Annotated in this window: 19 protein-coding genes; 11 read left to right on the plus strand and 8 right to left on the minus strand. The window is 61.0% G+C overall.

Annotation, left to right across the window (positions count from 1 at the left end):
* Positions 1–94 precede the first annotated feature (94 nt).
* Together J2X70_RS08120 and J2X70_RS08125 are read left to right on the plus strand one after the other, a co-directional pair.
* On the plus strand, positions 95–559 hold the full coding sequence (locus J2X70_RS08120) for a GNAT family N-acetyltransferase (RefSeq protein ID WP_032975876.1): 465 nt from the start codon (positions 95–97) through the stop codon (positions 557–559).
* Entirely contained in the window at positions 556–861 is a 306-nt protein-coding gene (locus J2X70_RS08125) for a hypothetical protein (RefSeq protein ID WP_033830565.1), read from the plus strand. Before J2X70_RS08120 ends, J2X70_RS08125 begins: the two co-directional genes overlap by 4 nt.
* A gap of 124 nt (positions 862–985) precedes the next feature.
* Here the strand turns inward: J2X70_RS08125 and J2X70_RS08130 are convergent, their stop codons facing one another.
* Together J2X70_RS08130 and J2X70_RS08135 are read right to left on the minus strand one after the other, a co-directional pair.
* On the minus strand, positions 986–4564 hold the full coding sequence (locus J2X70_RS08130; protein WP_309909819.1) for a M1 family aminopeptidase: 3579 nt from the start codon (positions 4562–4564) through the stop codon (positions 986–988).
* Positions 4565–4576: 12 nt separating this feature from the next.
* A complete protein-coding gene (locus J2X70_RS08135) occupies positions 4577–5476 on the minus strand; it encodes an ABC transporter ATP-binding protein (RefSeq protein WP_032975880.1) in 900 nt (299 codons plus the stop codon).
* Positions 5477–5631: 155 nt separating this feature from the next.
* Here J2X70_RS08135 and J2X70_RS08140 point away from each other — a divergent pair, with 155 nt between their 5' ends.
* From J2X70_RS08140 to J2X70_RS08150, 3 genes are all read left to right on the plus strand, one after another.
* Complete coding sequence (locus J2X70_RS08140) at positions 5632–6345, plus strand: hypothetical protein (RefSeq protein WP_279208312.1); 714 nt, start codon at positions 5632–5634, stop codon at positions 6343–6345.
* 81 nt (positions 6346–6426) lie between these two features.
* Positions 6427–7923 carry an ATPase domain-containing protein gene (locus tag J2X70_RS08145; protein ID WP_025873951.1) on the plus strand — a complete coding sequence of 499 codons (1497 nt, stop codon included), beginning with the start codon at positions 6427–6429 and terminating at the stop codon, positions 7921–7923.
* Positions 7913–9967 (plus strand): PAS domain-containing sensor histidine kinase, encoded by a 2055-nt coding sequence (locus tag J2X70_RS08150; protein WP_105163599.1) that lies wholly within the window; start codon positions 7913–7915, stop codon positions 9965–9967. Before J2X70_RS08145 ends, J2X70_RS08150 begins: the two co-directional genes overlap by 11 nt.
* A gap of 94 nt (positions 9968–10061) precedes the next feature.
* Here the strand turns inward: J2X70_RS08150 and J2X70_RS08155 are convergent, their stop codons facing one another.
* Positions 10062–11093, minus strand: coding sequence for a LacI family DNA-binding transcriptional regulator (locus J2X70_RS08155; RefSeq protein ID WP_032975883.1), 1032 nt, complete (start codon positions 11091–11093; stop codon positions 10062–10064).
* A 283-nt stretch (positions 11094–11376) separates the two neighbouring features.
* Here J2X70_RS08155 and J2X70_RS08160 point away from each other — a divergent pair, with 283 nt between their 5' ends.
* From J2X70_RS08160 to J2X70_RS08180, 5 genes are all read left to right on the plus strand, one after another.
* Entirely contained in the window at positions 11377–11952 is a 576-nt protein-coding gene (locus J2X70_RS08160) for a single-stranded DNA-binding protein (RefSeq protein ID WP_025873948.1), read from the plus strand.
* Positions 11953–12092: 140 nt separating this feature from the next.
* Positions 12093–13421, plus strand: coding sequence for a site-specific integrase (locus J2X70_RS08165; RefSeq protein WP_309909825.1), 1329 nt, complete (start codon positions 12093–12095; stop codon positions 13419–13421).
* Positions 13408–13980 (plus strand): hypothetical protein, encoded by a 573-nt coding sequence (locus tag J2X70_RS08170; protein WP_309909827.1) that lies wholly within the window; start codon positions 13408–13410, stop codon positions 13978–13980. Before J2X70_RS08165 ends, J2X70_RS08170 begins: the two co-directional genes overlap by 14 nt.
* Positions 13981–13995: 15 nt before the next feature.
* The gene (locus J2X70_RS08175) at positions 13996–14952 is read left to right on the plus strand and encodes a site-specific integrase (protein ID WP_309909829.1); all 957 of its coding nucleotides are present in this window, start codon (positions 13996–13998) and stop codon (positions 14950–14952) included.
* Between the two features lie 20 nt (positions 14953–14972).
* Positions 14973–17027 carry a hypothetical protein gene (locus J2X70_RS08180; protein WP_309909831.1) on the plus strand — a complete coding sequence of 685 codons (2055 nt, stop codon included), beginning with the start codon at positions 14973–14975 and terminating at the stop codon, positions 17025–17027.
* A gap of 937 nt (positions 17028–17964) precedes the next feature.
* Here J2X70_RS08180 and J2X70_RS08185 read toward each other — a convergent pair.
* From J2X70_RS08185 to J2X70_RS08195, 3 genes are all read right to left on the minus strand, one after another.
* The gene (locus tag J2X70_RS08185) at positions 17965–19071 is read right to left on the minus strand and encodes a DUF4238 domain-containing protein (protein WP_309909833.1); all 1107 of its coding nucleotides are present in this window, start codon (positions 19069–19071) and stop codon (positions 17965–17967) included.
* Positions 19072–19511: 440 nt separating this feature from the next.
* Positions 19512–20228 carry a hypothetical protein gene (locus tag J2X70_RS08190; protein WP_309909835.1) on the minus strand — a complete coding sequence of 239 codons (717 nt, stop codon included), beginning with the start codon at positions 20226–20228 and terminating at the stop codon, positions 19512–19514.
* A gap of 95 nt (positions 20229–20323) precedes the next feature.
* Complete coding sequence (locus J2X70_RS08195) at positions 20324–20758, minus strand: hypothetical protein (protein ID WP_309909837.1); 435 nt, start codon at positions 20756–20758, stop codon at positions 20324–20326.
* 574 nt (positions 20759–21332) lie between these two features.
* On the opposite strand from J2X70_RS08195, the gene J2X70_RS08200 reads away from it, so the two are divergent.
* Positions 21333–21590, plus strand: a complete 258-nt coding sequence (locus J2X70_RS08200; RefSeq protein ID WP_309909839.1) for a hypothetical protein — start codon at positions 21333–21335, stop codon at positions 21588–21590.
* Between the two features lie 154 nt (positions 21591–21744).
* Here J2X70_RS08200 and J2X70_RS08205 read toward each other — a convergent pair whose 3' ends face one another.
* Together J2X70_RS08205 and J2X70_RS08210 are read right to left on the minus strand one after the other, a co-directional pair.
* Complete coding sequence (locus J2X70_RS08205) at positions 21745–22644, minus strand: hypothetical protein (protein WP_309909841.1); 900 nt, start codon at positions 22642–22644, stop codon at positions 21745–21747.
* Positions 22645–23010: 366 nt separating this feature from the next.
* The gene (locus tag J2X70_RS08210) at positions 23011–23652 is read right to left on the minus strand and encodes an AbiV family abortive infection protein (RefSeq protein ID WP_309909843.1); all 642 of its coding nucleotides are present in this window, start codon (positions 23650–23652) and stop codon (positions 23011–23013) included.
* Between the last annotated feature and the right edge of the window lie 53 nt (positions 23653–23705).

Genomic DNA, 23705 nt, shown 5'->3' on the forward strand with positions numbered 1-23705 from the left:
TCCCATGCACGGTTGGATTGATTGCAACGATTTGCAGTGACTGCAGGGGTGAAGCATGCTTTCCTGAAGGACGATCAGGACAGCGAGGTTACCCATGGAGTTCAGGATGCTGGCGCCGGCAGCGCCGGAGTGCGAGCAGCTGGCGCAGTGGTATCACGCGCAGTGGGGAAAGGATGCAGGCTTCACTCTGGAAGATGAGCGTCTGCGGCTGCGCAAGCCCAAGGACGCGCAGGGATTCCCGCATCTGCTGGCGGCAATCGACGATGGGCAGGTGGTCGGCGCCGTGCAGCTCAAGCGCGGTGAGATGCCCGGTTTTCCCGAGTATGAGCACTGGCTGGGAAGCGTGTATGTGGCCGACAGCCAACGCGGGCGAGGGTTGGCCAGCACGCTTGTCGAACACGCAGTGAAGCAGGCCCGGTCGATGGGCATATCGCAGCTCTACCTGCAGACCGAGTCGCTGGACGGTGGTCTGTATGCGCGATTGGGGTGGAAGCCCGTTGTCGAGTCCGACACGCGTGGCTTCCCGGTGCTGGTGATGGTCCGCGGGTTGAGCGCATGAGCACCGCCTCGGCCCGCCATTCCCGTCTTGCCCTGGTCTTCCTGATCGGCGCCATCGTCGCAGCCCTCATCGCCGCGCCATTGCTGAGCGCGGTCGGCATCGTGCAGTGGCCGGTGTTCGTCATCGCCTGGCTGATCAATCTTGGCGCTGCCTGGCATCTGGGCGTTTGGGCAGGGCTGCAGGGCCGTTCGGAGTTTGCCTTCATGTTGCTGGCTGCACTCGGCACCGTGGCGTCGATCGTGATCTACGTGCTGCTGGCGGTGCTGGGGCCGAAGGCCGGTTCGCAGGGCCCCGCAGCGTAGCCCAGGGCGTCAACCGGTCAGTACGGCATCCACGCCGCGCATGGATGCATTCCCGTAGATCCACGCCATGCGTGGATGCCGTAGGAGATCGGTGCCGGCCCGAAGGCCGGCACCGCCACTCACATCACATCGTCACCTTGCGCCGGTTGTCTTCGCTCACCCGGTCGATCAGCTTGTTGTACGGATCGAAACCGGCCTCGTCCGGCTTGGCATCCACCGTCACCGTGATCGTCGGCGCTGCCGTGGTGATGTGATGGCGCTGCAGGTACAGCACCTTCTGGTCGCGTTCCTTGCCCGAGGGACCGTTGGCGAACACGCCGATCTCGACCCAGTCGTCCAGCGTGACCGGCGTTTCTTTGCCCTGGCCATCGGCATGGACCTTGGCGGCGTGCAGCTTCAGGGTGACGTCGTAGCGGCCATCGGCACGCTTGCGCGCGCTGGCGGTCTCCAGCCGGTTGTCGTACAGCGTGATCTTCTCGAACAGATCGCTCAGCAGCTGCTGGCGGTCGGCCGGGGTCTCCGCACGCAGGTAGTCCAGCAGCTCCCGCGAGGTGGTGTACGGCGGCTGCTGGTAGCCCTTGTCCTGCAGGAAGCGCTGCAGGGCGCGGTTCAGCGCCTGTTCGCCGATTTCCTCACGCAGGCGGTAGAACACCAGCGAACCCTTGCGATAGTGGATGTACTGCTGGTTCTCCACCCGTTCCAGCGGCAGTTCCTCGATGCGCTCGCCGCCCCGGCCGGCCAGGTAGCGGTCCAGTTCGGTCTTCAGGAACTGGCGCATGTGCGCGCGGCCGTACTCCTTTTCCATCACCATCAGCGCCGAGTACTGCGACAGCGATTCGGACAGTACCGTGGCGCCCTGCACGTTGGCACCGATCACCTGGTGCGCCCACCACTGGTGTGCGATCTCATGCGCGGTGACGTAGAACACGTAGTCCACCTTGTCCGGGTCACGCAGGTCGGCGATGAAGCCGATCGACTCGGAGTAGGGGATGGTGTTGGCGAAGGACTGGGCAAAGCTCTGGTAGCCCGGGAACTCGATGATGCGCACCTGGCGGTGCTGGTAGGGCGTGAAGTTCGCCTCGTAGTAGGCCAGCGACTTCTGCACCGCCTCGATCATGCGGTCCACGTTGTAGGCATGGGCCGGGTCGAAGTACACCTCGATCGGAATGTCCTTGTACATGCCCTTCTTCACCTGCCAGCGCGCCGACAGATAGGCGTAGAAGTTGAGCATGGGCCGGTCCATCGCATAGCTGAAGCAGCGGCGGCCGTTCACGGTGGTCTCGTGCTGCAGGTAGCCCGGGGCCAGCGCGACCTGGTCCGGTGCGGTGCAGATGGTGGTACGGAAGTCCAGCCAGTCGGCGTCGTCGGAGATGTAGGTGTTGGCACGTGCTGCTTCATCCTCCAGCTTCGGCATGCGGGTCGGCTCACCCAGCCCGCGCTTGCGCCGTTCGTTGCGGTCCTCCAGCTCGCCGCGCGGGTCGTAGCCGAATGACGGCAGCAGGGTGCTGTTGAAGAACGTGCCGTTGTCCACGATGTTGCTGGGTGCCTGGCCGGCGGTGATGCCCTTGGGGCGTTGTTCGACGCGGAAATGCACCTGCCGCTGCTCGCCGGGTTGCAATGGCGTGGCCAGGCGGTAGATGCGGTAACCCAGGTCGACATCATGGAAGGCCAGGGTCTGCCCGCCCAGGTCGACCTTGACCAGATTGCGGTCATCGCCCATCGCGATGTGGATGTCACTGATCGGGGCAGCGTGGGTGTTGCGCACCGTCCAGTCGGCATCGATGACCATCGACTGGGTTTCCGGATGCAGGTCCACGCGGTTGTCGACGGCGATGATGCGCGGTTGCGGCAGGTTCCTGTACTTGGACAGCTCGCGCTCGTAGCGCACCTGCAGGTCGCGCTGCTGGTCGGGAGACAGGAATTCATTGCGGATGTTGGTGCTCCAGTACAACCATCCGCCGAGCGCGACAAAGCCGAGCAGGGATACGGCAAAGCCCGCGCCGGTAGGACCGCGCAGGCGGCGTGCCGCCAGCTTCAGCCGGTCACGCGCACTGGCGCCGACGCCGCGCACCCAGAACGCGGAGGCAAGGAACAGCAGCGCGGCCAGCAGCAGGCCCCAATAGGCCTGGAAGACCAGCTGCCCAGGCAGGAAGTGGCCGTAGCCGTTCATGTCCGAGTACGGGGCGTTGGGCCAGTTGCCGAAGTTGTACAGGTTCTGTGTGTAGTCCAGCAGGCCCAGCGCGACCTGCGCGATCATCACCACGATCAACAGCGCGTAGCCGAAGAACTTGTTGTTGGTCAGGACCTGCAGGACCAGCGCCATGCCGCCCATCAGCACATAGAACACCGAACCGAGGGCCAGCACCTTCAGGTACAGCAGCGGCTCCAGGTGGGTGTAGCCCTGCACCAGCTGCATGGCCATCGACACCACCGCACCGATGGCCTGGAAGCAGGCGACGATCACCACCAGGGTGGTCAGCCGGGCCAGCAGCGGTACCCAGTTGGGTACGGGCATGGCGTCGTTGACTTCGTTCAAGCGGACCGCGCGCTCCTTCCAGACCAGTTCGCCGGAATAGAACAGCACGATGATCACCAGCAGCCAGCTGTAGGCGCCCTGCAGGGCCGACAGCATTTCGGTGGTGACCGGCCAGATCGGCGTGCCATAGACCGCGCTCTGGTGCAGGGCGGCGGGGATGAAGTTTGCCAGGCCCAGCACCAGCAGCACGATGAACGGCACCCCGCGCAGGACGCCGAGGGTGTCAAAGCGCACCTGGCGCACGAACTGGTGCCAGCCGGTTGCCGCGCTGAAGCGGGGGCGCACGCGCGGCGCGGTGATCGCCGCCGGTCGCGGCGCATCGGCGCTGGCCACGGCCTGGCGACGGCCCCAACGCCTGCGCCCACTACCGGTACGCTCAGTGCGGAACAGAGCGAAGGTGGCGGTGAACAAGACGGCGGCCACCCCCAGCCACAGGGCACGGTTGGCCAGCAGGTAGCCCGCCACCTCGGGCAGGCGGGTGTTGCTCTGCTCGGCGGCCCAGTAGCGGACCGTGCGGCCGAGCGCACGCATGCCCAGTGGCTCGGTCAGCGTGGCGACCCAGACGTTGTCGATATCGCTCAGCAGCGAGGCACTCACGCCATACAGCACGAAGTAGCCGACCAGGCCGATGTAGACCCACAGGATCGAGCGCGTCAGCGCCGCCAGCAGCGACAGCAGGGCGGTGGTGAACAACACGTTGGGCAGCACGATCCAGGTGAAGGTCCAGGCATAGCTGGCCAGCGAAACCGGGCCGACGCGGGCCTTGTCCACCCAGGGCATGAACGGCCCCAGGAAGATGCCCAGCGCGATGATCAGGTAGACCACCAGGCTGGCGCAGATCGCTGCCAGGATGCGTCCGGCCAGGTAGTCGCGGCGCTTGATCGGGCTTGCGAAGATCAGCTCCGAGGTGCCCAGCTCGAAGTCGCGCAGCAACGCATTGCTGACGAACAGGGTGGACACCAGCATGCCCATCATGGTGAAGATGCCCATGAAGCGCGCGATGACGATCGGCGCATTGCTGTGCACGTTGTTGACGCCGCCGCCGATCTGTACGGCTTCGGAGGAGGCGGCGGCGAAGGCCAGCGCGGCGAACAGGAACGCCAGCAGCCACAGCAGCGGCGAACGCAGCTGCTCGCGCAGCTCGAAGCGGAAGAAGGTGAGGATCATGGTGTGCTCCGCTCAGGCTGCACGGGCACGCGCCTGCAGGCGCAGGCGCTGGAAGTACACATCCTCGAGATCGGGGGCCACTGCAGTGAAGCCATCACCGGGGTCGCTGGCGCTGTGCACGTGGATCACCGGGCGGCCGCCGACCAGGCGCGAGGACAGCACCGTGTAGCGCGCCTCGTGGTCGGCCAGTTCGGAAGGCTCCACCTGCTTGCGCCAGACCTGCTGCTGCAACGCCTCGATCGCATCGGTGGGGCGACCGGTCAGCAGCACCTGGCCCTTGTTCATGATCGCCATGGTGGGGCACAGGTCGGTCACGTCCTCGACGATGTGGGTGGACAGGATCACCGCCACGTTCTCGCCGATGGCCGCCAGCAGGTTGAGGAAGCGGTTGCGCTCTTCCGGATCAAGGCCGGCGGTGGGTTCGTCGACGATCACCAGGCGCGGGTCGCCCAACAGCGCCTGGGCGATACCGAAGCGCTGGCGCATGCCGCCGGAGTAGGTGCCCAGCTTGCGCTTGCGCGCATCCCACAGGTTCACCTGCTGCAGCAGGCCATCGACCACCTCGCGGCGCTGACCGCGCTGGGTCAAGCCCTTCAGTACGGCAAAGTGCTCCAGCAGGTCCAGTGCGCTGACCTTCGGGTACACCCCGAAATCCTGCGGCAGGTAGCCCAGCCGGCGGCGCACGGCATCCTTGTCGCGCAGCACGTCGATCGGCGCTTCACCCGGAATGCTCAGGGTGGCACTGCCGCTGTCGGCTTCCTGCAGGGTGGCCAGCGTGCGCATCAGCGAGGATTTCCCCGCGCCGTTGGGCCCGAGCAGGCCAAACATGCCGCGGGGAATATCCAGTGTGACCCCGTTCAACGCGTGTACGCCGTTGGCGTACGTCTTGGACAGCGAATCGATCTTCAGCATGCGACGTACACCTTTCCGTGTGTTGATCTGCTGTTTATCGCGCTGAACGGGGGCGGCGTCATGCCCCTTTGGTCATGGTGCCCCAGACGATGGCCGTCCCAACGGGTGGGGGCTGGATATACTCGTTCACGCTCCGACGCGGAAAAGGACATCCGGTGCGCATCGCATTCTGGTCAAGCTGGTTGCTGTTGATCTCCCTCAGTATCGGGTTGGCGCTGGCGCTGGCCGATTTCCGTACTGCCACGCATTACGCATCCGCACCGCTGCTGCTGGAACCGGGCACGCAGCTGACGCTGGAAACCGAGCGGCTGTTGCCGGGGCGGCCGCAGCTGTCGTTGACGTTCCAGCGTCCCCCGCCGGACTACGACCAGCCGGACCCCGTGCTTGGCAACTGGCAGAACAGTCAGCACGCCGGTTTCCTGCGCTTCCGCACGCCCGGCGAGCCGATCAGGCTGAAAGTCGAGCATGACGGTCGGCACGCGATCTATCGGGCCATGCCGGTCAGTTCGCATGGCTCGGGTGAGGTGACGCGCGAATTTACGCCGGACGAACCCAGCGCATCGCCCACCGATTTCCAGTGGCCGCCACTGGCCTCGCCGCTTACGCTGGGTGCTGGCAACCTGCACCTGAAGATCACCGTTGTGGAGGTCGGGCCTGGCCTGCGCGGAGAAACCGCGACACTGGGCCTGGAACCGGGCCTTCAGATGAAAGTGACTGACGCGGACTACGGTTGGTTGTGGCTGCTGTTTATCGTCAAACCAGCGCTGCAACTGCTGCTGGCACTCTATGCGGTGGTGATGCTGGCGTGGAGCTGGCGCAGGGGGCGCACTTGGTGGCGGGGCAGAGCTGGCGCCGTGAAAGCTTCCTGAATGCGTTAACAGCGGTGCGCTGGATCACACAATGCGTCGACAGGGGCGCCGATAGGCTTTCCCCCTCAAACGTCGACGTCGATGCAGGCACGCATGCGGATCACAACCGGAATTGAAGGACTGGACAGCATCATTGGCGGCGGGTTGCCGCAGGCGCGGCTGTACCTGCTTGAGGGGCCGCCGGGCTCTGGCAAGACCACGCTGTCCCTGCAGTTCCTGCTGGAAGGCCTGCGGCGCGGCGAGCGCTGCCTCTACATCACCCTGTCCGAGACTGCCGAGGAGCTGCGCGAAGTCGCGTTGGCGCACGGCTGGTCGCTGGACGGTCTGCACCTGTTCGAGCTGGGTTCGGCCGAAGGTGCGATGGGCAATGGCCGCCTGCAGTCGGTGCTGCATTCGTGGGAAATGGAGCTGGACGAGACGGTCAACCTGATCATGTCCAAGGTGGACAGCATCGGGCCGACCCGGGTGGTGTTCGATTCGTTGTCGGAACTGCGCCTGCTGGCGCAGGATTCGCTGCGCTATCGTCGGCAGATCCTCGCACTCAAGCAGTTCTTCGCGCCCAAGAGTGCGACGGTTTTCCTGGTGGACGACCTGACGTCCACCGGCGATGAGCGCGACGGCCAGCTGCACAGCCTGTGCCACGGCGTGGTCTCGCTGGAACGCCTGACCCTGGACTTCGGCCCTGCGCGGCGCCGCATGCAGGTGCAGAAGCTGCGGGGCGTCGATTTCGTTGCCGGCTACCACGACATGGTGATCCGTCGCGGTGGCGTGCAGATCTTCCCCCGCCTGATCGCCTCGGAACATCACGGACGGTTCGTCGGAACGCCCATCAGCAGCGGCGTGGCCGAGATCGACCGGCTGCTGGGCGGCGGTCCGTTGCGCGGTACCTCCACCCTGTTGACCGGCCCGGCCGGCAGCGGCAAGACCAACGTGGCGCTGCAGTATGTGTGGGCGGCCTGCGAGCGCGGCGAGCGCAGCTGCATCTTCGAGTTCGACGAGCGCGTGGGCACGCTGCTGGCACGCGCTTCGGCGCTGGATATCGATCTGGACAAGCATCTGCGCTCCGGCATGCTGGAGATCCTGCAGATCGACCCGGCCGAATTGTCGCCCGGGGAGTTCTCCTGGAACCTGCGCAAGTCCGTGGAGGAGCGCAACTGCCGTGTGCTGGTGATCGACAGCCTCAACGGCTACGTGACCGCCATGCCGCAGGAAAAACAGCTGATGCTGCAGCTGCACGAGATGCTGTCCTACCTCAACCAGAAGGGTGTGGCGACCTTCATGATCAACCCGCAGCATGGGCTGGTCGGCACCATGTCCACCGGCAGCCTCAATGTGTCCTACATAGCTGATGCGGTGGTGCTGTTCAGATTCTTCGAAGCCAAGGGACGCATCCGCAAGGCGATCTCGGTGATCAAGAACCGCGGCGGTGCGCATGAAGACACCATCCGCGAACTGAAGATCGACGGGCGCGGCATCACGGTCAGTGCCGCATTGGCCGATTTCCAGGGCATCCTCACCGGCACGCCGGAGTTCGTCGGCGACAGCGCAGCGCTGCTGGGCCAGTCCGATGTCCGATAGCGATGAGGGCGGCACCGTTGTCCGTATCGTCGCTCCCTTCGGCCGTGATGCCGACAGCATCGCGGCGGTGCTGGCCGGCGCAGGGTTGAGGACAGGCATCGCGCCAAGCCTGGAAGTGCTGGCTGAGCAACTCGATGACTGCACCGGGCTGGTGGTGGTGACCCAGGAAGCGGTGGCACGCGGTAGCGAGGTACTGCTGCAGGCGCTGCAGCAGCAGCCGGCCTGGTCGGACATTCCGTTCATCCTGCTGCGCTCGGCGCGTTCCTACCGGCGTTCCACCCGTGAACCGTTGTTGCCCGGCTCGATCAACGTAGTGGAGATGGACCGGCCATTGGGCAGCATGTCGTTGCTCAGCGCTGTGCAGGGCGCGCTGCGCGCGCGTGGCAAGCAGTTCGTGGTGCGCGACCAGGTCGCCGCCTTGGCCGATGGCCGTGCGGCGCTGGCGCGCAGCGAGTCCGAGCTGCGATTGATCGCCGATGCAATGCCGGTGCTGATCGCATTCGTGGACCGCTCGCTGTGCTTCCGCTTCGCCAACAAGGCCTATGAAAACTGGTTCGAACTGGCTACCGGCGAAGTGATCGGCACGCATGTGCGCGAGGTCATCGGCGAGACCGTATGGCAGCAGCGTCGCCCGGCGATGGAAGCCGCGTTGGCCGGTCGCGAGGCCATGTTCGAGATCGTCTGGCCACATCGCGTGTATGGGCGCCGGGACTGCGAAGTGCGTTACTCGCCGCGCCGCAATGGCGAGGGGCGCATCGACGGCTTCCACGTATTCGTCACCGATATCACCGCGGCCAAGCTGGCCCTTGCCAGCAGCCAACAGCACGCGCACGCGCTGGAGGCGATGGTGGCCGAGCGCACCCGTGAACTGGAAGCGCAGATGGCGGCGCGCGAGGCCAGCGACGCTGCATTGCGGCAGTCACAGAAGATGGAGGCGATCGGCCAGTTGACCGGCGGCATCGCCCACGATTTCAACAACATGCTGACCGGCATCCTGTCGGCGTTGGACATCGTCCGGCTGCGCCTGGACATGGGCCGGGTCGACGACCTCGAGCGTTTCCTGGACACCGCCACCGCCTCGGCCCAGCGTGCCGCGGCACTGACCCAGCGCCTGCTGGCGTTCTCCCGGCGGCAGTCGCTGGATGCGCGTCCGGTGGAGCTCAACACGCTGCTGGTTTCGGTGCAGCACCTGCTGCACAGCACCTTGGGCGAGGCGGTGCGCATCCACGCCGAACCCTCGCCGCTGCCCTTGCACGCCACGCTGGATGCCAACCAGTTCGAGAGCGCGCTGCTGAACCTGGCCATCAACGCGCGTGATGCGATGCCGGACGGCGGCGATCTGACTCTGCGTGCCTCGTCGGTAAGCGTAAGGGAAGGCCAGTACACGGCCGTGCCTGCCGGTGACTACGCACTGGTGGAGGTGGCCGACACCGGTGCCGGCATGGCGCCGGAAGTGGTCGAGCGCGCCTTCGAGCCCTTCTTCACCACCAAGCCCATCGGCAAGGGAACGGGGCTGGGCATGTCGATGGTGTACGGCTTCATGCAGCAGTCCGGTGGCCACATCGCCATCCAGTCCAATGTCGGCGAGGGAACGACGGTGCTGCTGTTCATTCCGTTGTCGGAGGCCGTTGTGGAAGACGCGCCTGCACCTTCGCAGCCGATCCGGCGCGGCGCCGGCCAGTCCATCCTGGTGGTGGAGGATGACGAGCAGGTACGGATGCTGGTGACGGTGGTGCTGGAAGACCTGGGGTATCACGCGCAGGTGGTGGGTGATGCCGATGCGGCGATTCCCATCCTCACTTCGGCGCAGAGCATCGATCTGCTGGTCACCGATGTCGGGCTGCCGGGGCTCAACGGGCGACAGCTGGCGGAGATCGCGCGGCAAACGCGGCCAGCGCTGCCGATCCTGTTCATGACCGGCTATGCGGAAAAGGCACAGGAGCGCGCGGCCTTCCTCGACGAAGGCATGGCGATGATCGCCAAGCCCTTCCTGCTGGATGAGTTCAGCATGGCGGTACGCACGGCCATGCCGGGCGGCGCGTAGCGATGCAGGTCCTGTAGAGCCGGGCCATGCCCGGCTGTCGTCGGCCTTGCGTCCCACGCATGCATGCCGGGCATGGCCTGGCGCCACCGAAGGGCTACGCGCGCAGCGACGACTCGCGCACCACCAGCTTCACCGGAATGCTCTGGCCTTCCACCGGCTGCCGGCCGATCAGCGCCAGCAGCTTCTCCACCAGCAGCTGGCCGGCCTGCTTGGTGTCCTGCTGCACGGTGGTCAGCGGCGGCGACACCGAGGCTGCCAGCGGGATGTCATCGAAGCCGGTCACCGCCACGTCCTGCGGCACCCGCAGGCCCTGCTCGCGCAGCGCGCGCACCGCGCCGATGGCGATCAGGTCGCTGGCCGCGCAGACCGCATCGATGGAACGGTCCTGGGCCAGCAGTGACAGGCACGCCTCATGCCCGGAGGCCTCGGTGGTGATCGCATCGTGCTGCAGCGCCGGGTCGGCGGTCAGGCCATGCGCACGCAGCGCCTCGACGTGGCCGCGATAGCGCTCCTGGAATTCCGGGTAATGGCTGGAGGCATGGCCGAGGAAGGCGATGCGGCGGCAGCCCTGTTCCAGCAGGTGGGCGGTGATGTCATGCCCGCCCTGGAAGTTGTCGCTGCCGATCGACACCCCCGGCTGGCCGGGCAGGGCCGCGCCCCAGCGCACGAAGTGGGTGCCTTGTTCCACCAGCCGCTGCAGGCGGTCGCGCGACTGGTGGTAGTCGCCATAGCCGAGCAGGATGATGCCATCGGCCTTGTTGCTGTCTTCGTAATCGGCCTGCCAGTCGGTGGACAGCTGCTGGAAGGACACCAGCAGGTCCTGCCCATGCAGCGCGCAGGCGCGGGTGATCGACCCCAGCATCGAGTGGAAGAACGGGTTGATCAGCGAGTCGTCGTTGGTCGGGTCCTCGAAGAACAGCAGGGCCAGCGTGCCGGCATTGCGCAGGCGCAGGCTGGAGGCATTCTTGTCGACCTTGTAGTTCAGCTCGCGGGCAATGCGCAGGATGCGCTCGCGGGTCTCGGCGTTGACCATCGGGCTGCCGCGCAGGGCCCGCGACACCGTGGGCTGGGAGACCCCGGCCAGGTGGGCGATGTCCAGGGAGGTGGCTTTGCCTTTGATGGTCATGGGGGCCGGCAGGGAAATGATCGGGGAATGATGCCATGGGGCGCCGATGGGCTGGCGCCGCGCGCCGGGGCAGGGCGCGCGCAGTGCCCTGCCCAGGGGCTGCAGGCCGGATTCCGGCCCTGGCCGGGGGCTTTCCCGACCCAGGTGTCGGCCGAGGGGATGGTAAGATGACCCGTTCTCGTATTCCCCCAAATTTCCCGGGGGCGACCCCAGCGCTCTGCACCCCCGCCCGGGGACGTGCTATCACTGGCGGCCTGCCCCTGGACAACGGACGAAGGTACCTATGGCGCGCGGCATCAACAAAGTCATCCTGGTCGGCAACCTCGGCAACGACCCGGACGTGAAGTACACCCAGAGCGGCATGGCGATCACCCGCATCAGCCTGGCTACCACCAGCGTCCGCAAGGACAAGGATGGCAACCAGCAGGAACGTACCGAATGGCACCGCGTGGTGTTCTTCGGCAAGCTCGGCGAGATCGCCGGCGAGTACCTGCGCAAAGGCAGCTCGGTGTACGTCGAAGGCAGCCTGCGTTACGACAAGTACACCGGCCAGGACGGCGTGGAGAAGTACTCCACCGACATCGTCGCCGATGAAATGCAGATGCTGGGCGGCCGCGGTGAAGGCGGCGGTGGCGGCGGCGGTGGCAACTTCGCTGGCGGCGAGCGCCCGCAGCGCCAGCAGGCCCCGCGCCAGGAATACGGCGGCGGCGGTGGCGGCAACCAGCGTGGCGGCCAGGGCGGTGGTTACAACCAGGGCGGCAACCAGGGCGGCGGCTACGGCCAGCAGCGTCCGCAGCAGCAGCCGCAGCAGTCGGCGCCGCCGATGGATGACTTCGCTGACGACGATATTCCGTTCTAGACCACACTTAGTAAAAAGAGTAGATATAAGGAGAGGAGGAGCCCCGTAGCTGGGGCTCCTCCTCTTTTTTTGTACGTTCCCAGGATGGTAAGAAATACGGCTATAGTCATACATACGTGAAATCAGGCGAGCAAGGGATGATGCCCAAGCTGTCGGTCCATGTGATGCAAGACGGCGAGCGAGTTCCGATGCTCCACGACGAGTTGGGGCTGCCGCTGTTTTATCCCACGTTGTTTGTAACCTCCCAGCTGCGAAACGCTGGCGTGGCCGTCAATACCATCCGCAACAAGCTTGCCGATCTGATCGTGTTGTTACGATGGGAATTCGCGAATCGCCGTAACTTGATTTCGGACTTCCAGGCTGGTCGCTTTCTGACCATCGCCGATGTGGTTTCGCTGCGCGATTTCGCCAAGCTTGATATGCGGAACTGGAAATCCGATGGGCACAGCACAGGGAAACCAGGTGTCCGTGTCCCGAGCTTTTTGGAAGCGACGATTGCTTCGAGCCGAGCTCTCGCCGCAATTGGCCCGCAACAGCATTTCAACCGTTTGAGTACGATTGCCGACTACCTGGAGTTCACGGCAAGCGTCGTCACGCAGTACAGGAGCTCTCACCAAATCGCTCAAGAAATCGCGCGGATGGTGACTGCCATTCGTAAGCACCGACCGCGTGGTCTAGCGAAGCACCTTGAGGAAGAGTCGGAGCGCCGCTCTCCTCCGACCGAAGTGGTGAACCGATTCATGGCGGTGGGATCGGAACAGGACCCAAGGAATCCGTTCAAGCACCCGGATATCAGGCTACGCAATGCGATCATCTTCGGCCTGTTGAGACATACCGGTATGCGACGTGGTGAACTGTTAAGTCTCCGACTGGACCAGTTTGACTTGGGTCACGAGCCTCTTGTTTGGGTTAGGCATAGCCAAGATGACAAGCTTGATTCTAGGCGTCATCAGCCCGTCGCTAAAACCAAGGAGCGACCGCTTCCGCTGCCGGATGAGCTCGCCACGCAGCTCGGCCGATACATGCTGCAAGTGCGTGCGCCGATCACGCCTGCTAGAAAGCATCCGTATCTTCTGATCTCGCACCGGAAGGGCACTGGCTGGGGGCAGCCACTCTCCATCTCTGCTCTTAACAGCCAGATCTTCGGCCGAATGCGGGCTGTGGACAGGGACTTTGAGCTGATCCATCCCCATGCATTCCGACACCATTTCAACTATGAACTGTCCAGAAGCATCGATGAGAACAATGCTAAAGCTCAGTCGGGTGCCGATACTGCCTGCGCAGCGCCGATCAGTGAGCATAGAGAATTGGATGTAAGAGCATCTCTGAATGGTCATCGCCATAGGGCTTCCGGTGCGACATACAACCGCCGACATGTCCGCGAAGTCAGCAACGAAGCTGCTCGAAGTTTGCAAGCAAAAATGATGCGCAAGGCCCCTACCAACGAGGATGGCGATGAAGTCAGCTGACCCTCGGCCGTTCGGAAAGGTAGGGCGGCAGGATAGTGCAGCGGTATCTAAGGATGGCTACCTCTTCAATCCTTCGGACGCCTATTGGCGTCTGAACAAAGACGTGCAGTTGTCGCTAGCCCTTCCTGTAGCAGTCATGCCGGTCGTTGAGGCTGGCTTTCGTGCGACTCTATTGCGCTACGCTGAAGAGGCATCAGCAAGACATTGCGAGAACATGGCCACCCGATTCAAGAGATATCTTCGTGACACTGGTGCGTCGCAGGTGTCCGTGGCTGATCTCATCAATTGGCGTGCCGTTCTCGGCGTCCGCGAAGAATGGCAGCTTGGTGGATTAAAGGGATTCTTGCTGGCATGGCACGACTACGGCTTTGGCGGTGTCTCAAAGGATGTCGTCGACCTCCTGCAGGGCTGGCGGATTCAGGGCAACGAGAAGGGGGCGGCGGTTGCTAGTGGTTGTCCGGACAGCGGGCCGTACACCGACCTCGAGATGGCGGCCCTGCTTGACTGGGCAAATCTGGCAGTCACACGTAAGGACGTCTCTCTGGAGGACTACGCCTAACTACTGGCGCTGGCAATGACGGCACGGCGTCCGGTCCAGCTCGCGGCCCTTCGGGGGCGAGACCTGATCCGTGGCAACAGCAACGGCGCTGAAGCATTCAGCCTTCGAGTTCCCCGAGCGAAGCAGAGAGGGATCAAGTTTCGGGGCGAGTTTCGTACGCTAGCTGTAATTGAAGACCTCTACCTAGTGCTTCAACAGCTGCACCAGCGCTCCATCGTCCTAGCCAGCGAGACAGTAGGGCAAGCGATCGAGCCAGACCTAGCGGATGAACTACCAGTCTTCATCAATCGGCAGCGCCTGCTGCAGGTGCGCAGCATTAGTGAAATGAAAGAGCTTCTAATGGGTGATGCGCCGGATCAGCTGCATGCAAGCACCTCCTCCCTCTCATTGGCTTTGCAGCGCTGCGCGAGAGCGTCGACCGCTCGCTCAGAGCGGACCGGTGAGTTCATTCGGCTGTCCGCGACTCGCTTCCGACACACCCGGGGAACAAAGCTGCGTCGTGAGGGGTTTGGCGCCTTTGTGATCGCAGAGCTTCTCGACCATTCTGATGTTCAGAACGTCAGCATCTATACCAAGAACACAGCGCAGGAGGCCGTTCTGATCAACGAGCTGGTTGGTGCCCAGCTGGCTCCTTTCGCGCAAGCCTGCCTGGGCAAGCTTGTAGCATCGGAGAGGGAGGCGATCCGCGGCGGTGATCCTAGGAGTCGTGTATCCAACGAGCGTCAGAACGCAGTTGGAACCTGTGGCAACTATGGGTTCTGTGCTAGTGGGTATCGCGCCTGCTATACCTGTAGTCACTTTCAGCCTTGGGTTGATGGACCTCACGAGGAAGTTCTGGCTGATCTTTACGCCGAGAAGGACCGAACTCGAGCTGCAGGATGTGCCGATGCGGTTGTGAATGCGAATGATCAACTGATACTTGCGGTTGAGCACTGTGTGGCAATGTGCAGATCCGCAAGGTCAACTGCGTAGCCTCCTGGGAGCGAGTACTCATGGGTGACATCGTTCAGTTCGTGCCCCGCGTTGAGAAGGACGCAGATGCGAACCTCATGGAGTTCATCCGGTTGACGAGGGAGGAGCTCACCGCTTTTGGAGGTGACGGCTATTGGGTAGATGATAGATGGCAGGACGGGGCGACGACGGTCGTGTTTGCGACAAAGACGGCGCCGCTCGATCCCTACAGCTTCACTCCCATGGCTGAGCCATTCAAGCAGTTCGCCAAGGCTTATGTTCGTTACTCATGGAGCCACAGGCACGTCAGAAATCTGTCCTCTATGATCCTGGCGCTCCGATGCGTAGAGGCCGGATTGCTCGCGGCCTGTGGGAGAGCGGATGTTGGACTTCTCGGCATTGCAGTTATGGACGTGTGCGCGAACAAGTGCGCTGAGTTCTGCGGCACCAAGCAGATTCAGTACGCGGTTGGTCGCCACACTCAATTGATCTTCGACTTTCTGCGTGACAAAAAGCTTGTTCGATTCCTGCCGCCTTGGAAATCACCCTTCAAGAAGCCGGCGATCCTGACAGAGGGCGTGGGCGAAGCCGGAGCAGCATACCGTGCATCGAAACTTCCTTCCACACAGGTCATGTTGCAAGTTGCCGATCTCTTTGCAGTGGCGGACGACGTGGAGAGTCGCTACTTCAGCTCGCTGATCATCATTCTGATGGCCACCCCTAGCAGGATCTCCGAGGTGCTTCGGTTGCCTGTTGACTGTGTGCAATGGGAGTTGGATGAAGCCGGGCAGTCCCAGATGTACCTACGCTGGAGAGCGGCCAAGGGCAAAGGGGGGATGAAGAAATGGGTTGTACCCGCAATGCATGAGGTGGTTCAGGAGGCCGTAAAGCGTCTTCTTGAGATAGGTCAACCTGCACGCGATGCAGCGAAGTTCGCTTCGGCGAATCCGGGGCACTTCATGTATCACTCGGGCTGTCTGCGAGAGACGAAAGGCGTCGATGAGACACCCCTCACCCCGGAGCAATTTTGCGCCGCGGTGAATGTTCGGTACCCGAGGCATAAGCCACGCGCCGGCCTCCGCGCCTGGCATGAAGTTCGCTTGGACAGCAGGTTGAAGGCTCTTGTTAATCAAGGAAAGACCAGCTACCGGGATCTAGCCGAACACGTGCTGAGCGAGTGCAGTGATGCCTATTGGCCGCACATTGACGGCGAGCGAACTGTCTTGGCTTGGGATTCATTGTGCTTGCACAGGATCAATGAATTTCATATGGAGTTCGAGGCCAAACAGTTCTCGTGGCGGCTTCCCAACGCCAACGAAGTCAATAGCCGCCTAGGTAAAGCGGGCCGCCCGTCGTTGTTCGAACGAAAGGGGCTGAAGGGGGAGGGCGGGCGTGCGGTCAAGCTGACTACCCATCAGCTACGACATTGGCTCAGTACGATGTCTGAAAGGGCAGGAATGGACGATTTCACTCTCGCCCAATGGGCCGGGCGTGCGAGAGTTTCAGACAATAGGCACTACGACCATCGCAGCCCACAGGAGCGCCTGGCGGGTGCGCGAGCGCTCCTGCCCCTGCGCCACATATCGCTGTTAGAACGCTTCAGTCAACGTGCGCCGGTCACCTATCAGGAGCTTGGTGTTGATCGGCTTGGAACTGCCAAAGCTACTCTCTACGGCATGTGTGTCCACGACTACGCCATGGCACCTTGCCAGAAGCAGAGAGAGTGCATGACCTGCAAGGAGCATGTCTGTATCAAGGGAGATCATGTGACGCTTGAACGAATTCGCTTGCTGGAACTGCAAACCGAGGCCCTTCTCGCACGCGCGAGGAGAGCGCATGCTGAAGGAGACTTTGGTGCGGATCGCTGGGTCGATAGCCACAAGTGGAAGCTTGCGCACGTCAGGACTATGAGGCTCGCACTCGAGCATCCTGAGGTTTCGTCAGGAGCTGTTCTTAGAATACCCGAAGGGCACGATCCCTCACCCGTTCGTAGAGCGTTGCTGGATCTTGGATTGATTGAACATCCCGCCTCAGAATCAGTTGAGACCCTCAACATCACAATGCATGGGAGTACGGATAAGTGCCCAGAATTGTAGTGACAAAGGCAGCTCTGCCAAAAATACTGCGTGAACTTGACCGCTGGGAGGGGAAGCTCACCTGGCCGTTGTTCTGCGCGCAAGTCGCATTGGTGCTGGGCGTCGGCTCAGTATCCAAGCACACGATGTATCTATATCCCACGATCAAGGAGCGTTTCCAGCAACGCCAACGGGACTTGAGGGAGACAAAGGATGCACTTCCCAGGGACTTCACTCTGAGTGGGGCAGTCCGACGTATTGCAGATCTGGAGGCTCAGGTCCGTAGGCTTGAGGAAACGAATACCCTACTGCTGGATCAGTTTCGTCGTTGGCAGTACAACGCCTATGCCAACAATGTTCGGATTGATCTACTCCAGTTGGATCACCCACTACCATCATTGGATCGCGCGAACAGTCTGTCCGGACGACGCTCTAGCTAGCGTAAGGAGAGGGGAGATTGATGGAGGTCAACATGTGCGCGTGGATATGCTGGGCACGACACGCGTGCCGCCGGAGGCGCGCACGTCACTATCTCTAGTTGTCTTTTTTTGTGTAACGCCTAGCTCTAAGGCGCTTGCGAGCAGCTAGCCATATCGCCCACAGCGTGAACGATACCGCGCAGGTGGTGATGAATAGGCCAACGATTAGGATCGCCTGATCAGTCGCGTTCAACGGCGTTTGCTCCATGAATGGATCAGATTCGCGCTATCTTATCTGAGGATATCGGTAAGCAGTGCGGGCAAGATGGCTGCATTCAGCGGCTTCCTTGAGGGAATTCCCATTTGAAGGGATAAATTGCGGGCAGTATGGCTGCATGTCCTTGGCGCCTGTTGCGTGACCACATGTTGCATAGAGCTCGTCATAGGAAGAGTTGCATGCTCGTCTATGTGCATGAATCTGGTAGCTTTGGCTATGAGATTGTATTGAGCCAAGCAACCTGATGACATCAGGCGCGACTTCAGAACTTGATGCTATCTAGTCGGATCTTCCTGAACGACTGCGACGATGTCGTACGGTTCTGCGCGTGAGCGCGACGAACGAACCCCATCCCTGTTCCGTTCGAGTACGTTGCGGCACTTGCACGCCAGCGAATGAAGTCGGGCCAGCCGCTTGGTCGTGGGTACAACGTTTCCGAGTGGAATATTGCGTCTTGGTGGTTGCGGGCTTCCTCAGCCGTGGTAACGCGATATCGCTTCATCACCCCATCGTCCCAATCCAGGATCGCGTGATTCAGCCGGTGCTTACAGGGAATGCGTCGATCCGCCATTGCGTCAAACTGACGGCCGATGGAGGGGGCATCTGCGGCTTCTCGGAAGTAGACGTTGGCCATTGCGTTGAGCAGTTGCTGTTGATTGAGTATGTTCACGTCGCTCACCTTTCTGACGTCGACCCAGCGTTCATTTACCGGTAGCGAGTAGACATCTCCGTCGTATGCGAGAAAGAAGTATCGGGGGCTGAGGGGCATCAAGCAGAGCGTGCCTGATTTTGCCAAGCCGGGTGTTCCTAGGCGCTCATTTCCGGGTCGCAGGTGCCATCGATTCGTATGGATAGCCGGATCGTCGCTCGTGATGAAATCAACGGCTGTTCGATTCCGTAGAAGACACACTTTGAGGTCCTCTACGACAGACACCATCTCGGGGACTGTCGACATCACCACTTGCACGGCCTGTGCGATAGACGTCCGGAACTCCTCAGGCGCTCCTGTAGTTTCGACGACTTCATCTGACAACGCTGCGAAGGCGCGTGAAGCTGCCTCGGTCCTTAGATGCTGCAGTACCCAAAAAGCTCTAAAGAGCTCAAGATCGTCGTCGGTCAAGGCATAGCCTGACCCGCAGATGCGCGAGATAGCAGCGCCATACAGTCCTTCGATAACCTGCATCTTCTTTTCGTAGTGAAGATCCTTCCCGTAAAAGTAGTCCGCCGAACACTGGCTCTTTACGGGCGCGTTGAGGACGGCGCGCTGGCGCGCGAAATTGAAGAGATTTATCGCCAAGTTCTCGCCATCCAGTGTGAATGGGCGCAAGTGGCAACGCGGGACGAAATGCTGATTCTTGAGTGCGGCCATAGAGCCCGATTGTGAGGGTGTCGGGCTCTCAGCATCAAGGCCTGCCCTGCGAGGTGGGCGTATTGGGCAATAGCCGTCCTTCGGAATGGGTCGACTCCGGCAGCTTGCTGGCCGGAGAGCGCTGGTGGTACGGATTGTTTGCGGCGCATCGAATTTGCTGTTGGGCGTTATGTCCCGGTAGCTTGTGATCTTAGGTTGCAGCGTTGACCGGCGCCCTGAGGCGCTGGTGCGAGCGGGACTCTCGCTGCTATGACCGCAGCATCACTAGGGTGGGGTGGCTGCTTCTAGCGTTTAAATCGAGCCGAGCGCTGCAGGCCGGCACGAAAGACGGAGGCCGTTGTTGAATGTACATGTGCGGGATAGTCTGCTCACGGCCAGAAGCAGACGTTCAACACCCAAGCCAAGCCGACCCGCGAAGCGGCTTAAACCTCACCAATACTTTAGTTGCCGTTCTCGCCATTTATGATCGGGTCCATAATGGACCTATATCTGCTTTCAGGAAGCTCGCGATCAATTGTTAGGATGGCTTCACTCTTTATCCAGCGAATGAGTTTACGAGGTGATAGATTTTCGGACGCGACTGCAGCCCTTTGAGGAAGGTTCTCGAGACTTTGAAGTTCCCCTACGGAGTTGCGTGCCACATCAGAAATTATGAGTAGACGAGCCATCAGGAGTGACCAGACAGCCAGCTCTTCCTGCCTTACAAGGTTCCCTGCGGCGGAGTATCGAAAGTCAGACGCGACGAAAGTGGGCTCGTTTGGGAGTTGTTTCTTTACCCACCACAGGATGTTTAGGCCAGATGTCCATGCACCACCGCGAGCCTTGCAACGATAAACATATGACCTGCCCAGGTTGAGGCATGCAAATTCTTTCCTTGATGAAATCGGCCTCCTCAGCTCTGAAAGGGTCGAGATTTTTCCGTCGAACTGCCCGTAGTCGGCCGCAAGTTCCCCGACCTCATCAGTTCTGAGGAGCTTTGTATCTTCAGTGACTTGACGCGGGTCTTCGGCAGCTTCCTTACGAAAAATATCCTGAACGCAGGATTCATTAGGAAAGACTGCTCGATGCTTGCTCGCATAATTCTCAGCACTAGCCAAAGGAAGATCTTTCCTAAAGTGCCTTCCGCATGTGGTTGCAGAGGAATCCCGAAGTGTCACGCGATGTTCCGTGCAGTAGCCGAGCGACAGCCCTACGGATCCATTCTGAAGTGGGTTGAACCAACAGTTTTCGCAGGAAGTTAGACGGCGGGTGGTCATGGGACGATTTTGGCAGTGACAGAGTCGACAGCATTTTGGTCTGACAAGTCGCTGAAATCAGCCAAATGTTCTAGATGTTCCTCAACGTAACGCCGGGCTTGCGCAACCTCGAAAGAGTCCGGCCAAGCGGCGTCTCCTTTACCAAAACCCTTAAGTAGATCTTGAAGTTCTTTCCTTGAACGATGCTTGACGCCTTGATTCTGCCACTCTCGAGGTAAGGTCTCATAAGTTTTGCCAGTCTTCCCTCCAAAAGTCCGGGCAATTTCTTCAGACTCTGTGAAGGAGAGGTAGGGCGTCAGCCTCCCTGGGCCATCCAGGAATAGAATATGCCTTACAAGCGACTTGACTGAGCCGTGAGACGCCGGTCTTACGCCGTCCTTCGCGTCACCGCGAAACAGAGGATCTTTCGATACTTTCCACTTCTTCGACATGTCTGTATCTATCCTGCGACCCCCCCCAGCTGCCTAATAAACGGGCCCTGGGTCCGGCGATTTGAATTTCCCACAATGGACAGGGGGGGGGGGCGGACTTCCCCTTGATGTAGGGTGATCTTAGGGCAGCGGATGGCGGCTAACAAGCACAACCTAGCGCTAGACCCGGCGGCCAGCGCAAGCAGACGTGTAGATGTACGCTTGGAGTCGAAAGCGGACGTTGCTACCGGGCAAGCCACCAAGCGGCCCCAATGTCCGCTCGCCTACAGCAGCGAAGGCCCGCGGCCTGCGCAGCTGCTCTTGCATTGCCCTTTCGGGGCAGGCGGGCAGTCCAGCCTACCGGTAGACCGCCGCCTTCCGTCTAAGAAGTACAGCGAAATGAGCACCTCCAATCGCAAGACGGCCAGCTTTGGCGTGCCGCGGGAATTGGCTTACGGGTACGTGCAGGCCGTGCGCGTGAACAATTCGACTCGTGTCAGGCCAGCTCTCCCATACGCCGGAAGGGCAGCTAGTAGCGCCGGTCGCCCTGGGTGCTGACGCAAAGCCTGCCAACTGCAACACCATGAAGGCGCAGATGAAACGTACCTACGAAAACGTCCAGATGCGGCTGGCCGAGTTGGGCGGGTCGCTTGCGGATGTGGTGGAGGAAACCCTTCTTGCAATCGATGTGCCAGCCGCTTTCGCCGCCAGCGGCAATGTCAGGCCCGCCGTGTATGGCCAGACTGCCCCGCAGGTGGCCATTATCCTCATCCGGGTTTCCGCGCTCGCCTTCCCCGAACAGCTGATCGGGATCGCGCTCCGCGCTGAAGTGCAGTCGCAGGACGCCTTCTAGATCGAACAAGCGATGCAATGGAAAGCCCGCATGTCACCAAGCCTGCGGGCTTTCACTTTTCCGTATTCGGTTTGCAGATCGCATATCACATCAGACAGCTCCATTCCGCTACCGGCCACTAGCGAGCGTCCAGACTAAAGGCCGGCAGTCTCTACTATTCGGGGGGAATTCCACTCACCGCGCCAAATTGCTCACTGGGTCGCTGTGGCTGCGGATTACGGCTATAAAGAAGATCCAGAGCGGAGTAAAGCTCACCCTCCTCAGAAACAAGGGCCTGTTTTTCCAAGGGATGTCCAGAAAGGGCCCCTCGCTGATTGAGAGCGATACCCAAGTGCTTCCCTTGCTTCCCCCTGAGGTTATGCAACACGGAGTTTGCAAGGATGTCAGCGGCGACAGTAAGTGCAGATGTGCTGGCATTTATCTCAATACTAATTGAGTTGAAGTGAATCAGATTTTTACCTTCAATCTTCAACGCTAGCTCATGTGCGGGGCCATGGGAGGTGCCGTCATTCGAGTAAGGCTTTTTTTTGTACTTCCTCTCCTTTCGCAAAAGCAAGTCCTTCAGAAGATCGGAAATTCCCTCGAAACGCTTGAGGACACCGGAGTCCACATGGTCTGTTCGTACCTCTAGATTGAGGTCCGTTACTCCAATTTGGTGAGCGCGAGCTAACGCATGGGCCAAGATGTCTTGAAAGAGCTTTTCGTGAAGCGACTCAGCTCGCTTAGCGGACGAGAGAGCCTCATGAAACCCCTGCACGTACGCAGCTGAATAGATCCATCTAATCCTTGTTTGGCGAAACATATCGTAGATAATTTCGCGCAGTTCATGCTGGCGCTCCGAACTTAGTTCGGAGACGTGCAGTTTTCCATCGATCGCACGAAACGGAGCCAAGCGACTTTCCAAGATTCGCTCGAGAGGTTCCAGCTCGAAATCAGGATAGATAAAGCCAGCCATTACACCAAGCTCGCCCGGATCTGCCTCCCTATTGCTAGAGTACCCCTTAGCTCCCGACTCATCGATGACCAAAATCATCTTTCTAACATAACCGTTCAAGTTCCCCCTCAGCGCGTGTCGACCGCCCCAAGCCCCTGCCCTCACTTGCAGTGCTCTTCAGGATCCGAGCCCCATCGTAGCGACTTTGGCGACCAATTGTTGGGAATAACGGCCGGCGTCAGGCTAGCCGGGGTCTTCTCCGACCATTCATCGTTGCATTTCCGCTTCCTAGTTTCGATCTCTATGTGAATACTCCAGTCATTCATAGCAAGAAGATGTACTCCTTTCGGGGCGGAAAGCTTCCGTACCTCTATCCCGTAACTACGCCCAACCCGTTTGCCCCCTATGACCGCTTTCGGCCAGAAGCGGACATCGGAACGCCTGAGTTGAGCCGCACCGCGCAGCAGTGTCGGCTTGGACGAATTGTTAGGCGGCAGGCCGGGAGACGAAGGCATAGATTGCTTCCTCTAGGCTGAGGTTGCCGCCGTTTATACGCTCAAGATAGAACGACGAGAACTCATTCTGGCCCATGATCTCCTGAATCTTGCTGCTGGACAGGGTATAGAAGAAGTCGCTGGCCGCCGTGGTGGACGCTGGCTCATTGTTCGCCTGATGCTGTTTCGCTCGCGCCAGACAATGTTGGGCGAGGCGTACCGCGTCACGTGCGGCGACCGGACGCACCAAGTCTTTTGGGTTCTGGATCGAGCCATCCGCGAGAACATCCGTATACATCGACGGCTCCCGGCCGAGGCGCAGGCTGCCCATAAGTTCAAGGGACGCATCAAGCGCCTCCTTCATATTCTCTCGCTGCGTTAGGCTCAGCGATGGTCCAAAGGCGGCATTGATCTTTGACTTGTGATCCAGAAGGTTTTTCCAAGTCTTCTTGAGAACTTGCCGATCCGCCAGGTTTCGACCTGCCGCGCCAAACGCCAGGGCGGATTTGCCGACTTCCTCGATGGCCGCAACAGCAAGGAAGTAGGCTCGTGCAAAATGCTCGCCACTTAGCAAAGCTTCCGCCTCATCAACTAGAGCAGTGGCGTTATTAACCGACGCGATCGAAAGCTTCAAGAGTATTTCGTTACTGAGTTCCTTCATATGTCGCCTATCGCCAGGATTAAGCC

This window comes from Stenotrophomonas sp. 1337 (assembly GCF_031455455.1).
In the GTDB taxonomy this organism is placed as follows: domain Bacteria; phylum Pseudomonadota; class Gammaproteobacteria; order Xanthomonadales; family Xanthomonadaceae; genus Stenotrophomonas; species Stenotrophomonas indicatrix.

Coding starts and splice junctions, on each gene's coding strand:
- J2X70_RS08120 (WP_032975876.1), top strand. CDS start 95: ATGGAGTTCAGGATGCTGGCGCCGGCAGCGCCGGAGTGCGAGCAGCTG.
- J2X70_RS08125 (WP_033830565.1), top strand. CDS start 556: ATGAGCACCGCCTCGGCCCGCCATTCCCGTCTTGCCCTGGTCTTCCTG.
- J2X70_RS08130 (WP_309909819.1), bottom strand. CDS start 4,564: ATGATCCTCACCTTCTTCCGCTTCGAGCTGCGCGAGCAGCTGCGTTCG.
- J2X70_RS08135 (WP_032975880.1), bottom strand. CDS start 5,476: ATGCTGAAGATCGATTCGCTGTCCAAGACGTACGCCAACGGCGTACAC.
- J2X70_RS08145 (WP_025873951.1), top strand. CDS start 6,427: ATGCAGGCACGCATGCGGATCACAACCGGAATTGAAGGACTGGACAGC.
- J2X70_RS08150 (WP_105163599.1), top strand. CDS start 7,913: ATGTCCGATAGCGATGAGGGCGGCACCGTTGTCCGTATCGTCGCTCCC.
- J2X70_RS08155 (WP_032975883.1), bottom strand. CDS start 11,093: ATGACCATCAAAGGCAAAGCCACCTCCCTGGACATCGCCCACCTGGCC.
- J2X70_RS08160 (WP_025873948.1), top strand. CDS start 11,377: ATGGCGCGCGGCATCAACAAAGTCATCCTGGTCGGCAACCTCGGCAAC.
- J2X70_RS08165 (WP_309909825.1), top strand. CDS start 12,093: ATGCCCAAGCTGTCGGTCCATGTGATGCAAGACGGCGAGCGAGTTCCG.
- J2X70_RS08170 (WP_309909827.1), top strand. CDS start 13,408: ATGAAGTCAGCTGACCCTCGGCCGTTCGGAAAGGTAGGGCGGCAGGAT.
- J2X70_RS08175 (WP_309909829.1), top strand. CDS start 13,996: ATGACGGCACGGCGTCCGGTCCAGCTCGCGGCCCTTCGGGGGCGAGAC.
- J2X70_RS08180 (WP_309909831.1), top strand. CDS start 14,973: ATGGGTGACATCGTTCAGTTCGTGCCCCGCGTTGAGAAGGACGCAGAT.
- J2X70_RS08185 (WP_309909833.1), bottom strand. CDS start 19,071: ATGGCCGCACTCAAGAATCAGCATTTCGTCCCGCGTTGCCACTTGCGC.
- J2X70_RS08195 (WP_309909837.1), bottom strand. CDS start 20,758: ATGTCGAAGAAGTGGAAAGTATCGAAAGATCCTCTGTTTCGCGGTGAC.
- J2X70_RS08200 (WP_309909839.1), top strand. CDS start 21,333: ATGAAACGTACCTACGAAAACGTCCAGATGCGGCTGGCCGAGTTGGGC.